The sequence below is a fragment of the Burkholderia sp. Ax-1719 genome, from assembly GCF_011753055.1.
Classification (GTDB): domain Bacteria; phylum Pseudomonadota; class Gammaproteobacteria; order Burkholderiales; family Burkholderiaceae; genus Paraburkholderia.
Genome location: NZ_VWWJ01000020.1, coordinates 106,387 through 120,221, shown reverse-complemented (window position 1 = coordinate 120,221; position 13,835 = coordinate 106,387). Strand labels below are relative to the sequence as shown.

Below are 13,835 nucleotides of genomic sequence, written 5' to 3'. Positions count from 1 at the left end.
AGGGCTACTCTCGCTTACAGCCCGGTATGCCCAGCAATAAAGTCCTTCACCCGCTGCGCATCCGCCGGCATCACTTCAAAGCGCTGCGGCAGCGCCTCAAGCCCCTCGAACGCCGCAGGACGCTCCGGTTCGCGCTCCAGCGCTTCGCGGATCGTTTCACCGAACTTCACCGGCTGCGCCGTTTCCAGCACGATCATCGGCACACCCGGCGTCAGATGTTCGCGCGCCACCTTCACGCCATCGGCGGTGTGGGTGTCGATCATCGTCTTGTAGCGCGTGTAGACGTCGCGGATCGTGGCGATGCGGTCGTCATGACTGCTCCGGCCCGACACGAAACCAAACTGCTGCACGCGCACGAAGTCGCCGCTTGCCGCCAGATCGAAACCGCCCTTCTCTTCCACGTCGCGGAACAGCTGCGTCACGCGCGCCGGATCGCGGCCCAGCAGGTCATACACGAAGCGCTCGAAATTCGACGCCTTCGAGATGTCCATGCTCGGGCTGGTGGTGTGATACGTCTCCGCCGAAGCTCGCACGCGATAGATACCGGTGCGGAAGAATTCGTCGAGCACGTCGTTTTCGTTGGTGGCCACCACCAGCTTCTCGATCGGCAGACCCATCATGCGCGCGATGTGACCCGCGCACACATTGCCGAAGTTGCCCGACGGCACCGTGAACGAGACGCGCTCGTCGTTGCTCTTCGTCGCTGCGAAGTAGCCGGCAAAGTAGTACACCACCTGCGCCACGACGCGCGCCCAGTTGATCGAATTCACCGTGCCGATCTTCTGCTGCGCCTTGTAGGCGTGATCGTTCGAGACGGCCTTGACGATGTCCTGGCAGTCGTCGAACACGCCTTCCACGGCCAGATTGAAGATGTTCGGATCCTGCAGGCTGAACATCTGCGCGGTCTGGAACGCGCTCATCTTCTTGTGCGGCGAGAGCATGAACACGCGCACGCCCTTCTTGCCGCGCATGGCGTACTCGGCGGCGCTGCCGGTGTCGCCCGAGGTCGCGCCCAGGATGTTCAGTTGCTGGCCAGCCTTGGCAAGCGCGTACTCGAACAGATTGCCGAGCAGCTGCATCGCCATGTCCTTGAATGCCAGCGTCGGACCATTCGAGAGTTCGAGCAGCGAAAGCTTCGCGCCGTTTTCCTCGCCGAGCGTGGTCAGCGGCGTGATCTTGCTCGCGTCTTCGCCGTGGCGCACGTTGCAGTACGTCTGCGCCGTGTAGGTGCGGCGCGTGATGTCGCGCAGATCGTCGGCGGGAATGTCGCCGGCGAATTTCGAGAGGATCTCGAACGCGAGGTCCGCGTACGAGAGACCGCGCCAGCGCGCGAGTTCTTCCGCACTGATCTGCGGATACTCAGCCGGCAGATAGAGGCCGCCGTCGCGTGCGAGGCCGCCCAGCAGGATGTCCGAAAACGAATGATGCTCGCCGGCGCCCGCGCCGCGCGTAGATACGTAATTCATTGCCTTGCCCTTAGCCTTAGTTCAGTCCTTCCATGCGCAGCTTCGTCACCGACGACTTCACCGTCGCCAGCTTTTCGATCTGCGCAATCGCCGCGTTCACGTTCTTTTCGATCGTTTCGTGCGTGATCAGGATGATGTCGGTTTCCGCCTTGCCTTGCGCATCCACTTCTTCCGATTCCTTCTGCAGCAGCGCATCGATCGAAATGCCGCTGTCCGCCAGGATGCGCGTGATGTCGGCCATCACGCCGGTCTGGTCGGCCACGCGCAAGCGCAGGTAGTAGCCGCTCGTGACTTCGTCGATCGGCAGGATCGGCGTGTTCGAGAGGCTGTCCGGCTGGAACGCCAGGTGCGGCACGCGATGTTCCGGATCGGCCGTGTGCAGACGCGTCACGTCGACCAGATCGGCCACCACGGCCGAAGCCGTCGGCTCCGCGCCCGCGCCCTTGCCGTAGTACAGCGTCGTGCCGACCGCGTCGCCGTGCACCACGACCGCGTTCATCGCGCCTTCCACGTTCGCCAGCAGGCGTTTGGCCGGAATCAGCGTCGGATGCGTGCGCAGTTCGATGCCCTTGTCCGTGCGGCGCGCGATGCCGAGCAGCTTGATGCGATAGCCCAGCTCTTCCGCGTACTTGATGTCGATGGCGTCGAGCTTGCTGATGCCTTCCACGTAAGCCTTGTCGAACTGCACCGGCACGCCGAACGCGATCGCGCTCATGATCGTAGCCTTGTGCGCGGCGTCCACGCCTTCGATGTCGAAAGTCGGATCGGCTTCGGCGTAACCCAGTTCCTGCGCGGCCTTCAGTGCGGTCGCGAAGTCCAGGCCGCGCTCGCGCATTTCCGACAGGATGTAGTTGGTCGTGCCGTTGATGATGCCCGCGATGTACTGGATGCGGTTGGCCGTCAGACCTTCGCGCAGCGCCTTGATGATGGGAATGCCGCCCGCCACCGCCGCTTCGAACGCAACCATCACGCCCTTGGCGCGCGCGGCCTGGAAGATCTCCGTGCCGTGCACCGCCAGTAGCGCCTTGTTGGCCGTCACCACGTGCTTACCGTTGCTGATCGCGCGCAGCACGAGGTCCTTGGCGAGCGTGGTGCCGCCGATCATTTCAGCAATGATGGAAATCGACGGATCGTCGACCACGGCGTTGAAGTCGGTCGTCAGCTCGACGCTGCCCGCTTCAGCGCCGAGCGCCGTAGTGGCCTTGGCCGGATTGCGCACGGCAATGCGCGCGATCTCGATGCCGCGGCCCGCGCGGCGTTTGATTTCTTCCTGGTTGCGGCGCAGTACCGTGAAGGTGCCGCTGCCTACCGTGCCGAAGCCCAAGAGACCTACTTTGATCGGATCCATGCAGCGTGTGTTCGTCTAAGAGTGTGAGAAGGAAATGCGTTGTTTCTGGCGTTCCGGCGGGCCGGCGCGTGTGCTTCAGGTGCCGTGCCGCTGGCGGTAGCCGTCGAGGAAGCGCGCGATCCGGTTGATCGAATCGGTCAGGTCGTCGACGTTCGGCAGGAACACCACGCGGAAGTGATCCGGCTGCTTCCAGTTGAAGCCCGTGCCCTGCACCAGCAGCACGCGCTCCTGCAACAGCAGGTCGAGGATGAACTGCTGGTCGTCCTGGATCGGGTAGAGCTTCGGATCGAGGCGCGGGAACATATAAAGCGCCGCCTCGGGCTTCACGCAGGTCACGCCCGGAATCGCCGTGAGCATGTTGTAGGCCAGATCGCGCTGGCGATACAGACGGCCGCCCGGCTGGATCAGTTCGTTGATGCTCTGGTAACCGCCCAGCGCCGTCTGGATGGCGTACTGGCCCGGCACGTTCGCGCACAGACGCATCGACGCCAGAATGCCCAGACCTTCCGTGTAGTCCTTGGCGCGGCGACGGTTTTCGCCCGTCATGCCCGAGAGGAACATCCAGCCCGCACGATAGCCGCACGCGCGATAGCTCTTGGAAAGGCTGTTGAACGTCACCGTCAGCACGTCTTCGGAGAGCGAACCCATCGCCGTGTGCGTCTTGCCGTCGTAGACGATCTTGTCGTAAACCTCGTCGGCGAACAGGATCAGGCCATGTTCGCGCGCGATCTCGATCAGGCCAAGCAGCAGTTCGTCCGAATACAGCGCGCCCGTGGGATTGTTCGGGTTGATGACGACCAAAGCGCGCGTGTTCGGGGTGATTTTCGCGCGGATGTCGTCGAGATCGGGCATCCACGCATTCGATTCGTCGCAGATGTAATGGATGGGCGTGCCGCCCGACAGGCTCACCGCCGCAGTCCAGAGCGGATAGTCGGGCGCGGGCAGCAGCACTTCGTCGCCGTCGTTGAGCAGCGCCTGCATGGCCATCACGATCAGCTCGGACGCGCCGTTACCGATGTAGATGTCGTCGAGTTCGACGCCTTTAACGCCCTTTTGCTGCGCGTAATGCATGATCGCCTTGCGCGCGGCGAACACGCCCTTCGAGTCCGAATAGCCCGAGGAACCCGGCAGATTCAGGATCATGTCCTGGACGACTTCGTCCGGGGCGTCGAAACCGAACGGCGCGAGATTGCCGATGTTCAGCTTGATGATGCGATGGCCTTCTTCTTCGAGGCGCTTGGCATGCTCGAGCACCGGCCCGCGGATGTCGTAGCAGACGTTCTGCAGCTTGTTGGATTTGAGGATCGGTTTCACGGCGGGCGGTGGATTAAAAGCCTGGTTTTAAAGCCGGGTAAGGGCTGAAAACGGGGTTGATCGGATGAGCGAGCGGCGCGAGGCGCTGCGCGTCGGGTCGCTGTTTGCGGCGCGCGGGCGGCAGGGAAGACAGTTACCCGAACGCGGTCGAACGCGGATGAGGCCAGCCTGCAGCTTGTGACTGCGTTCGTGCGGCAAGGGATGCGCCGCACGGATGGCATGAAGCGGACGCTGCAGGGGCTGCCGCTCGTGGTGACACGCAAAGCTTGCACCAGATAGGGGTACTTGCGTCGGTGCGGCCACCAAAAAGCTATAATTTAGCGGATTTTGGCCGACTTCCGCAATGCGCAAGAAGCCGCGCCGGCCCGCCAGCCGCGGGCGCGAAAGAGACGGGGCGCGAGTCGGGCACGAGTCGTCCGCCTGCTTTCCCGCCTTGATTCGCGCGACCGCCCTGCCCGCGATCTTCCGGAATTCCGTTTTGAAATTACACCAGGACTCCAGCGCCGCTCTCAATACCGTCACCGGTTACGGCGCCGACTACGTCGAAATCAACCTCGTTCGTCATAACGGCAGCATTCTCGTTCTGCCCGAAGACCCGGTCGTCCCCTGGCCGGTGAACGCCTTCGACGCCCTCACCCCCGAACTGTTCGACATGCTGCTGCCGCTCAAGCCCGAAGTGGTGGTGTTCGGCAGTGGATCGCGGCTGCGCTTTCCGCATCCGCGCCTGACTGCGGCGCTGGCCGCCCAACGGATCGGCGTGGAGGCGATGGACTTCAAGGCCGCCTGCCGCACCTACAACATCCTTATGGCCGAAGGCCGCCGCGTGGCCGCCGCGCTTTTGATCGAAGCGTGATTAGAACCTGGTTCGGCCCCGCTGGCGACGAATAGCAAGCCAGTGAAAGCTTCATCCGCAGCAGACGCTTAAGTTCGCCCTTAAGCTCGCCTTCAGGTTCGCCTTGCGCGCCGTAGTACACTTGCGCGCCGCGCGGGCGTCGCGGGCGCCCGAGGCAGCAAACCCGGTGCGCCGCACCGCCCGCAAGCCCGCAACGTTGACAAGAACAGGCTGCAATCCATGAACGATACGCCCTCGAGGCTGCCGCTCACCCGTGGCGCGATCCTGCTGCTGATCGTCGCGCTCGCCGTGATCTGGTTCCTTCCGCTTGGCTGGCGCCATCTGCTGCCCAGCGACGAAGGCCGCTACGCCGAAATGGCGCGCGAGATGCTCGCTTCCGGCGACTGGATCACGCCGCGCTATAACGGCTACAAGTATTTCGAGAAGCCGCCGCTGCAAACCTGGATGAACGCGCTCACCTTCGCGTGGTTCGGGATCGGCGAGTGGCAGGCGCGCCTCTATACGGCGCTGACGGGCTTCGCAGGCGTGCTGCTGATCGGCTTTACCGGCGCGCGCGTGTTCAATGCCGCGACGGGTTTCTTCGCCGCGCTGGTGCTCGCCTGCGCGCCGTACTGGAACCTGATGGGCCACTTCAACACGCTCGACATGGGCCTGTCGTTCTGGATGGAACTGTCACTTTGCGCGCTGCTGCTGGCGCAGCGCCCGAACCTGCCGACGCGCGACGCACGCCTGTGGATGTGGGTTTGCTGGGGCGCGATGGCGCTGGCCGTACTCTCGAAGGGACTCGTCGGCCTGATCCTGCCGGGCGCCGTGCTGGTGCTCTACACGCTGGTCGCGCGCGACTGGGCGCTCTGGAAGCGCCTCTATCTGGTGAGCGGCCTGATCGTGTTCTTCGCGATCGTTTCGCCGTGGTTCATCCTCGTGCAACAGCGCAACCCCGAATTCTTCAATTTCTTTTTCATTGTCCAGCAGTTCCAGCGCTATCTGACGCCCGCGCAGAACCGTCCCGGTCCGTTCTATTACTTCATTCCGGTGATGCTGGTGGGCTTCCTGCCGTGGCTTTCGGTGAGCGTTCAGAGCGTGCGTCACGCGCTGCGCACGCCGCGCCAGCCTAACGGCTTCGCGCCCGTCACGCTGATGCTGGTGTGGGCGGCGTTCATCTTCCTGTTCTTCAGCGCGTCGCACTCGAAGCTGATTTCGTACGTGCTGCCGATCGCTCCGCCGCTCGCGCTCGTGATCGGCCTCTATCTGCCGCTGATGACGCGCAGGCAATGGTCGCGTCACCTGATTGGCTACGCGCTGCTGGCCGTCGCGCTGATGGCCGGTTCTTTCGTGCTCACGCGCCTGGGCGATTCGCGCAATCCGAATGCGCTTTATCGCGAATTCCAGGTCTGGGTGTTCGCCGCGGCCGCCGTCGCTTTTGTCGCGACCATGGTAGGCCTGCGCTTCGCGCGCGCCCGAAGCACACCGGAAACGGGGGCGCAATCGCCGGCGCTCGCGCTGGGCACGGCCTGGCTGCTGCTCGCGACCATCGCCGGCACGGGCCACGATGTGTTCGGCACGCTCAGTTCGGGCGCGCCGCTCGCACCGGCCGTGCGCGCCGCCATCGCCAAACTGCCGTCCGATACGCCGTTTTACTCGGTGGGCGTGCTCGATCACACCCTGCCGTTCTACGTGCGCCATTCGATGACGATGGTGCAGGTCACCGACGAGCTGGCCTTCGGCATCAGCGAAGAACCGCAAAAATGGGTGCCGACTGTCGCCGAGTGGGAACAGCGCTGGAAGGACGAACGCTATGCGCTCGCGCTCCTGCCCGTGCAGCGCTATGAAGAGCTCGCCGCGCAAGGCTTCCCGATGCAGGTGATCGCACGCGACATGCGTCGCGTGGTGGTGGAAAAGCCGCAACCCTGAGCGCGTTCGCGCGCCCATCGGGCCGCGCGCCGATCGCGCCCCGCACTTGAGCGATAATGCGGGGCGCTTACGCAGATGCCTGCCGCGCCGTCAGGGGCGTAAATATCCGCCCCTAATTCGCGTTACCGATTGAACCCATCCAACACGATGAATCCGATTTCCCTGATCTGCATCCTCGCCGGCGTCGGCCTGAATGCCTGTGCGCAACTGTTGCTCAAAGCCGGTGTCAATGGCGTTGGACACTTCGAATTCACCCGTGCGAACATCCTGCCCATTGGCTGGAAGCTCGCCACCCAGTTGCCGATCATCGGCGGCCTGACCTGCTATGTGTTCAGCGTGGTCGTGTGGATCGTCGGCCTGTCGCGTGTGGACGTCTCGATCGCCTATCCGATGCTCTCGCTCGGCTACGTGGTCAACGCGTTCGCAGCGTGGTATCTGTTCGGCGAAGTGCTGAGCATCCAGCGCCTCGTCGGCATCGGCATCATCCTGATTGGCGTGGTCGTGCTTGCGCGCAGCTGAACGCGGCGCACCTTTCACCACGCCACGCATAAGCAGTTCGCAAGGCAAGCCGGGAACACCCGCTGATCCTTGCGCTTCCCGCGAATGCCGCCGGAACCCTATCCGGCCCCGTGCGGCTTTCGCGCTGTATCCGACCACCCCAGCTGTTCTGACCCATAAAGCACTCATGACCCAGACACCCGCCTCGTTCCTGCCGTTCGTGAAGCCCGAAATCGACGAAGAAACCATTGCGGGCGTCGTCGACGTGCTGCGCTCGGGCTGGATCACCACCGGCCCGCAGAACCAGGCTTTCGAAGCCGCGCTGTCCGAATACTGCGGCGGCCGTCCGGTGCGTACCTTCAATTCGGGCACCGCCACGCTGGAGATCGGCCTGCGCATCGCGGGCGTCGGTCCCGGCGACGAAGTCATCACCACGCCCGCCTCGTGGGTCTCCACCAGCAACGTGATTTACGAAGTCGGCGCGACGCCGGTTTTCGCCGATATCGACCCGGTCACGCGCAACATCGACCTCGACAAGCTCGAAGCCGCCATCACGCCGAAGACCAAGGCGATCATCCCCGTGTTCCTCACCGGCCTGCCGGTGGACATGGACCGCCTCTACGCGATCGCCCGCCAGCACAAGCTGCGCGTGATCGAAGATGCGGCGCAGGCGTTCGGCGCAAGCTGGAACGGCAAGCGTATCGGCGAGATCGGCGACATCGTTTCTTTCAGCTTCCATGCCAACAAGAACCTGACGTCGATCGAAGGCGGCGCGCTGGTCCTCAACAATGAGGACGAGGCCGAGCTGGCCCGCAAGTACCGCCTGCAGGGCATCACGCGCACCGGCCATGACGGCATGGACTGCGACGTGCTCGGCGGCAAGTACAATCTGACGGATGTGGCTGCGCGCGTGGGCCTCGGCCAGCTCAAGCACATCGAGCGTTTCACGGAGCAGCGCCGCAAGCTCGCGCATGCGTACTTCACGGGCTTCGAGGGCAGCGCCGCCGTGAAGCTGGGCGTGGGCCTGCCGCTGGCCGACCTCGTCAACAGCAACTGGCATATGTTCCAGATCACGCTGCCGCTGGAGAAGCTCACGATCAGCCGCAACGATTTCATGGAGCAGCTCAAGCAGCGCGGCATCGGCACGGGCGTGCACTACCCGGCGATCCACCTCTTCACGCTGTACCGCGAGCGCGGTTTCAAGGCGGGCATGTTCCCGCACGCGGAGCGTCTGGGCGAAACCACGCTCACCCTGCCGCTGTTCACGCAGATGAGCGTCGCGGATGTGGCACGCGTGTGCCGCGCCATCGACGAAGTCTGCACGCAGTTTGCAAAGTAATCTGCGAAGTTTGAGAACTTAATACGCGAAGTAATAAATGCGAGGGCGCGGGCGCTGTTCACTCAATCGCCCTCGCCGGCGCGACCCTACACTGTCGCGCATCAGGTAACACCCCACGCATCACCCCAACGGAAAAGACGCACACATGAGTCAAACGGAACAACGCACCTTGACCCCGGAAACGCCGGAAGTCTCGGTCATCATTCCGGTCTACAACGAGGAAGCCGGCCTGAAGGCGCTGTTCGAGCGCCTCTACCCGGCGCTCGACAAGCTCGGCACCTCGTACGAAGTCATCTTCATCAACGATGGCAGCCGCGACCGCTCGGCCGCGATGCTCGCCGAGCAGTTCCGCGCGCGCCCCGACACCACGCGCGCGATCCTGCTCAACGGCAACTACGGCCAGCACATGGCGATTCTCGCGGGCTTCGAACAGTCGCGCGGCGAGATCGTCATCACGCTCGACGCCGATCTGCAGAATCCGCCCGAGGAAATCGGCAAGCTGGTCGAGAAGATGCGCGAAGGCTACGACTACGTCGGCACGATTCGCATGCAGCGTCAGGACAGCCTGTGGCGCCGTAAGGCTTCGCAGGCGATGAACCGTCTGCGCGAGCGCATCACACGCATCAAGATGACGGATCAGGGCTGCATGCTGCGCGCCTACAACCGCCACATCATCGACACGATCAACCGCTGCGGCGAAATCAATACCTTCATTCCGGCGCTCGCCTACACGTTCGCGCAGAACCCGGTGGAAGTGGATGTGGCGCACGAAGAGCGCTTTGCGGGCGAGTCGAAGTATTCGCTCTACAGCCTCATTCGTCTGAACTTCGACCTCGTGACCGGTTTCTCGGTCGTGCCGCTGCAGTGGCTGTCGTTCATCGGCGTGATTCTGTCGCTGGGTTCGGCCGGCCTGTTCCTGCTGCTGCTGATTCGCCGCTTCGTGCTGGGCGCGGAAGTTCAGGGTGTGTTCACGCTGTTCGCCATTACATTCTTCATGCTCGGCGTGATCATCTTCGCGCTAGGCCTGCTCGGCGAGTACATCGGCCGCATCTATCAGCAGGTGCGCGCGCGTCCGCGTTATCTGGTGCAGACGATCCTGGAAGAGCGCAATGGCCGCGCGGTGGTCGACGTGCCGCGCCAGGATGTCGTGCAGGGCGTGCAGGCGTCGCTCAATATCGGCGCCCCCAGTTCGAATGCAGCGGCCGCGAACACCCAGTCCGGAGCCCAGTCATGAAACCGCGTGCAGTCGTCTTCGCGTATCACAACGTTGGCGTGCGCTGCCTGCAGGTGCTGCTCGCGCGCGGCGTGGATGTGGCGCTGGTCGTCACGCACGAAGACAGCCCGAGCGAGAACATCTGGTTCGGCAGCGTGAAATCGGTGGCGCAGGAACACGGCATCGACGTCATCACGCCCGCCGATCCGAAGAGCGCCGAACTGCGCGAGACCGTCGCCGCCGCGCAGCCCGACTTCATCTTCTCGTTCTACTACCGCCACATGCTGCCGGTGGATCTGCTCGCGCTGGCCGCGCGCGGCGCGTACAACATGCACGGCTCGCTGCTGCCGAAGTACCGTGGCCGCGTGCCCACCAACTGGGCCGTCATCAAGGGCGAAACCGAAACCGGTGCGACCCTGCACGAAATGGCCGCCAAGCCCGACGCGGGCGCGATCATCGCGCAGACTCCGGTACCGATCCTGCCCGACGACACCGCCGCGATGGTGTTCGACAAGGTGACGGTAGCCGCCGAGCAGACGCTCTGGCGCGTGCTGCCCGCGCTGATCGCGGGCGAAGCGCCGCATCTGCCGAACGACCTTTCGCACGGCAGCTACTACGGCGGGCGCAAGCCGGAAGACGGCCGTCTGGACTTCTCCCACAGCGCGCAGGACGTCTACAACCTGATCCGCGCGGTCGCGCCGCCCTATCCGGGCGCGTTCACCGACATCGGCGCGCATCGCTTCGTGATTGCCCGTGCGCGCCTCGTGCGCCCCGGCACGCCCGAAGCCGGGAAGGTGCGCGCCCTCGCCGGATTGCCCGCGGGCATCCACGTAAGCGATAATGCGTTTTTCGCCCTCTGCGGCGACGGCCGCGCCATCGCGATTCACGAACTGCGGCATGCGCCCCACCAGGCAACGGATGGTCAAGAGACCGTCATCACGCCTGCCGCGTTCTCCGACCTCATTTCATCTGTCCCTCGTCCATGAAAAAAGTTCTGATCCTGGGTGTCAATGGCTTTATCGGCCATCACCTGTCCAAGCGCATCCTCGAGACCACGAACTGGGAAGTGTTCGGCATGGACATGCAGACGGACCGCCTCGGCGATCTGGTCAAGCATGAGCGCATGCACTTCTTCGAAGGCGACATCACGATCAACAAGGAATGGGTCGAATACCACGTCAAGAAGTGCGACGTGATCCTTCCGCTGGTCGCCATCGCCACGCCCGCTACGTATGTGCAGCAGCCGCTGCGCGTGTTCGAACTCGACTTCGAGGCGAACCTGCCGATCGTGCGTTCGGCCGTGAAGTACGGCAAGCACCTGGTCTTCCCGTCGACGTCGGAAGTCTATGGCATGTGCTCGGACGAACAATTCGACCCGGACGCATCGGCGCTCACCTACGGCCCGATCAACAAGCCGCGCTGGATCTACGCGTGCTCGAAGCAGCTGATGGACCGCGTGATCTGGGGTTACGGCATGGAAGGCCTGAACTTCACGCTGTTCCGTCCGTTCAACTGGATCGGCCCGGGCCTCGACTCGATCTACACGCCGAAGGAAGGTTCGTCGCGCGTCGTGACGCAGTTCCTCGGCCACATCGTGCGCGGCGAGAACATCAGCCTCGTCGACGGCGGCGCGCAAAAGCGTGCCTTCACCGACATCGACGACGGCATCGAAGCGCTGATGAAGATCATCGACAACAAGGACGGCGTCGCCTCGGGCAAGATCTTCAACATCGGCAACCCGACCAACAACTTCTCGGTGCGCGAACTCGCGCACAAGATGCTGGCGCTCGCGGCCGAATTCCCGGAATACGCGGAAATGGCCAAGAAGGTCCAGCTGGTCGAAACGTCGTCGGGCGCGTACTACGGTGCGGGCTACCAGGACGTGCAGAACCGCGTGCCGAAGATCGACAACACGATGCAGGAACTCGGCTGGGCGCCGAAGTCGACCTTCGACGAAGCGCTGCGCAAGATTTTCGAGGCGTACCGCGGCCATGTCGCCGAGGCGCGCGCCCTCGTCGAGCAAGCGTAAAGCGAAGGACTTCGGCACTTGGCCCGCATCGTCCTGAAAATCGACGTCGACACGCTGCGTGGCACGCGTGAAGGCGTGCCGAATCTCGCGCGCATCTTCGATCGCTACAAGGCGCGCGCGACGTTCCTGTTCAGCCTCGGCCCGGATCACACCGGCTGGGCGCTGCGTCGCGTGTTTCGTCCGGGCTTTCTGAAGAAGGTCTCGCGCACTTCCGTGGTCGAGCACTACGGCGTGAAGCAGCTGATGTACGGCGTGCTGCTGCCGGGACCGGATATCGGCGTGGAAGCGGCGGCGGAAATGCGCGCGATCCACGAAGCCGGTTTCGAGTGCGGCATCCATACGTGGGATCACGTCTACTGGCAGGACAACGTGCGCACGCGCGACGCGCAGTGGACCGCGCGCCAGATGCAGAAAAGCCATGACCGCTTCGAGCGCATCTTTGGCACGCCGCCCGTCACGCACGGCGCGGCAGGCTGGCAGATGAACGAAGCGGCGTTCGAACAGATCGACAGCTGGGGCATGCAGTACGCTTCGGACGGGCGCGGGCATTCGCCTTACCGCCCGGTCGTGAACGGTCGCACGCTCAAGCACGTGCAGATGCCCACCACGCTGCCCACGCTCGACGAAGTGCTGGGCGTAGACGGCGTGGAGATCGACACGGTGGCCGCGTGGATGCTCAAGCGCACGGAAAACAATCCGCACGACCAGGTCTTCACGCTGCACGCCGAACTCGAAGGCCAGAAGCTTGCGCCAGTGTTCGAGCAGTTGCTTGCCGGCTGGCGTGCCCAGGGCCACACGTTTGCCACGATGGGCGACTATCATGCGACGCTGGACCCGGATTCGCTGCCATCGTACCCTGTCACCTGGGGCGAGATCGCCGGCCGCTCCGGCCAGCTGATCATCCAGCCCGACTAGAAAGCCGCCGCCCGCGCCCGCCGGGCGGTACGCCGTTTTGGCGATGCCCGCGAGGACGCCCGCCAGCAAGACATTGCGCCCCGCCCTCACGGCATCCGCCCGCCAATAACAAAGGGAGTGCCACGTGCCTGACGTGACCATCGCAGTCGACCAACCCGTTCCCGATTTCACCGCGCCCGCCACCGGCGGCGACTTCACGCTCTCCAGCCTGAAAGGCAAGAAGGTCGTGCTGTACTTCTATCCGAAGGACAACACGCCCGGCTGCACGCGCGAAGGCATGGAGTTCCGCGACCTCTTTCCGAAGTTCAAGAAGGCGGGCGCCACCATCGTGGGCGTCTCGCGCGACAGCGTGCGCTCGCATGAAAACTTCAAGACCAAGCTCGAACTGCCGTTTACTTTGGTATCGGATGCCGATGAAGCGCTCTGCTCGCTCTTCAACGTCATCAAAATGAAGAAAATGTATGGCAAAGAAGTACGTGGAATTGAGCGCTCCACGTTCCTCATCGACGCCGACGGCGTGCTGCGCCAGGAGTGGCGCGGACTGAAAGTGCCGGGCCATGTCGACGAGGTTCTGGAGGCTGTACAAGCGCTGTGAGGCGCGTTATATTGGGCTGCAATGAGTGCCTGTCCACCCCATATTTTGTCGCGTTTTCCTGTCCCTGCGCGGTGTTTCGAACGGTCACTGGATGACCGCTCCCGCGCATTCGGGCAACGCGCCATCAGAGCAGTGAAGCCGCTTGCCTCGTCAGTCGGGGCGGCGGCTTTTTTGTTGGTTTTTTCGGATTTCACACTCACAACGTTGCGCCGGCCCGGCAAACCGGTGCGCGTCAACGTCAAGGAGCCGATCGAAGACCAGGCGAACCGGCATTTTCAGACCTGAGCGCGCACCCTGCGCGGTCGCGGCGGACAGCCTATCCGGCAGCCCGCACGTACCGCCCGAAAGCGCACC

General features: G+C 63.7%; 13 protein-coding genes. 10 read left to right on the top strand and 3 right to left on the bottom strand.

Annotated elements, in window-relative coordinates; translation table 11 throughout:
* Window positions 1-14: 14 nt before the first annotated feature.
* From thrC to F3J17_RS27045, 3 genes are all read right to left on the bottom strand, one after another.
* Entirely contained in the window at window positions 15-1,466 is a 1,452-nt protein-coding gene (thrC, locus tag F3J17_RS27055; RefSeq protein ID WP_167066383.1) for a threonine synthase, read from the bottom strand.
* Window positions 1,467-1,482: 16 nt separating this feature from the next.
* A complete protein-coding gene (locus tag F3J17_RS27050) occupies window positions 1,483-2,814 on the bottom strand; it encodes a homoserine dehydrogenase (protein ID WP_167066382.1) in 1,332 nt (443 codons plus the stop codon).
* 75 nt (window positions 2,815-2,889) lie between these two features.
* Window positions 2,890-4,128 carry a pyridoxal phosphate-dependent aminotransferase gene (locus tag F3J17_RS27045; protein WP_167066380.1) on the bottom strand — a complete coding sequence of 413 codons (1,239 nt, stop codon included), beginning with the start codon at window positions 4,126-4,128 and terminating at the stop codon, window positions 2,890-2,892.
* A gap of 478 nt (window positions 4,129-4,606) precedes the next feature.
* Here F3J17_RS27045 and F3J17_RS27040 point away from each other — a divergent pair, with 478 nt between their 5' ends.
* The 10 genes from F3J17_RS27040 to F3J17_RS26995 all read left to right on the top strand — a co-directional run bounded on the left by F3J17_RS27040 (window position 4,607) and on the right by F3J17_RS26995 (window position 13,766).
* Window positions 4,607-4,981, top strand: coding sequence for an Mth938-like domain-containing protein (locus F3J17_RS27040; RefSeq protein ID WP_167066486.1), 375 nt, complete (start codon window positions 4,607-4,609; stop codon window positions 4,979-4,981).
* 219 nt (window positions 4,982-5,200) lie between these two features.
* Window positions 5,201-6,892, top strand: a complete 1,692-nt coding sequence (locus tag F3J17_RS27035; RefSeq protein WP_167066377.1) for a glycosyltransferase family 39 protein — start codon at window positions 5,201-5,203, stop codon at window positions 6,890-6,892.
* Between the two features lie 147 nt (window positions 6,893-7,039).
* Window positions 7,040-7,411, top strand: a complete 372-nt coding sequence (locus F3J17_RS27030) for an SMR family transporter (RefSeq protein ID WP_027818352.1) — start codon at window positions 7,040-7,042, stop codon at window positions 7,409-7,411.
* 166 nt (window positions 7,412-7,577) lie between these two features.
* A complete protein-coding gene (locus tag F3J17_RS27025; protein WP_167066374.1) occupies window positions 7,578-8,729 on the top strand; it encodes a DegT/DnrJ/EryC1/StrS aminotransferase family protein in 1,152 nt (383 codons plus the stop codon).
* Window positions 8,730-8,874: 145 nt separating this feature from the next.
* A complete protein-coding gene (locus F3J17_RS27020) occupies window positions 8,875-9,963 on the top strand; it encodes a glycosyltransferase (protein ID WP_240161173.1) in 1,089 nt (362 codons plus the stop codon).
* Window positions 9,960-10,928, top strand: coding sequence for a formyltransferase (locus F3J17_RS27015; RefSeq protein WP_167066371.1), 969 nt, complete (start codon window positions 9,960-9,962; stop codon window positions 10,926-10,928). Before F3J17_RS27020 ends, F3J17_RS27015 begins: the two co-directional genes overlap by 4 nt.
* Window positions 10,925-11,971, top strand: coding sequence for a bifunctional UDP-4-keto-pentose/UDP-xylose synthase (locus F3J17_RS27010; protein WP_167066368.1), 1,047 nt, complete (start codon window positions 10,925-10,927; stop codon window positions 11,969-11,971). The genes F3J17_RS27015 and F3J17_RS27010 overlap by 4 nt, the downstream gene beginning before the upstream one ends.
* An 18-nt stretch (window positions 11,972-11,989) precedes the next feature.
* Window positions 11,990-12,886 (top strand): polysaccharide deacetylase family protein, encoded by an 897-nt coding sequence (locus tag F3J17_RS27005; protein WP_167066365.1) that lies wholly within the window; start codon window positions 11,990-11,992, stop codon window positions 12,884-12,886.
* 133 nt (window positions 12,887-13,019) lie between these two features.
* Complete coding sequence (locus F3J17_RS27000) at window positions 13,020-13,481, top strand: peroxiredoxin (protein WP_167066483.1); 462 nt, start codon at window positions 13,020-13,022, stop codon at window positions 13,479-13,481.
* A gap of 132 nt (window positions 13,482-13,613) precedes the next feature.
* Entirely contained in the window at window positions 13,614-13,766 is a 153-nt protein-coding gene (locus tag F3J17_RS26995) for a hypothetical protein (protein WP_167066362.1), read from the top strand.
* Window positions 13,767-13,835 lie beyond the last annotated feature (69 nt).

Coding starts and splice junctions, on each gene's coding strand:
- F3J17_RS27050 (WP_167066382.1), bottom strand. CDS start 2,814: ATGGATCCGATCAAAGTAGGTCTCTTGGGCTTCGGCACGGTAGGCAGC.
- F3J17_RS27035 (WP_167066377.1), top strand. CDS start 5,201: ATGAACGATACGCCCTCGAGGCTGCCGCTCACCCGTGGCGCGATCCTG.
- F3J17_RS27015 (WP_167066371.1), top strand. CDS start 9,960: ATGAAACCGCGTGCAGTCGTCTTCGCGTATCACAACGTTGGCGTGCGC.
- F3J17_RS27030 (WP_027818352.1), top strand. CDS start 7,040: ATGAATCCGATTTCCCTGATCTGCATCCTCGCCGGCGTCGGCCTGAAT.
- F3J17_RS27025 (WP_167066374.1), top strand. CDS start 7,578: ATGACCCAGACACCCGCCTCGTTCCTGCCGTTCGTGAAGCCCGAAATC.
- thrC (WP_167066383.1), bottom strand. CDS start 1,466: ATGAATTACGTATCTACGCGCGGCGCGGGCGCCGGCGAGCATCATTCG.
- F3J17_RS27010 (WP_167066368.1), top strand. CDS start 10,925: ATGAAAAAAGTTCTGATCCTGGGTGTCAATGGCTTTATCGGCCATCAC.
- F3J17_RS27020 (WP_240161173.1), top strand. CDS start 8,875: ATGAGTCAAACGGAACAACGCACCTTGACCCCGGAAACGCCGGAAGTC.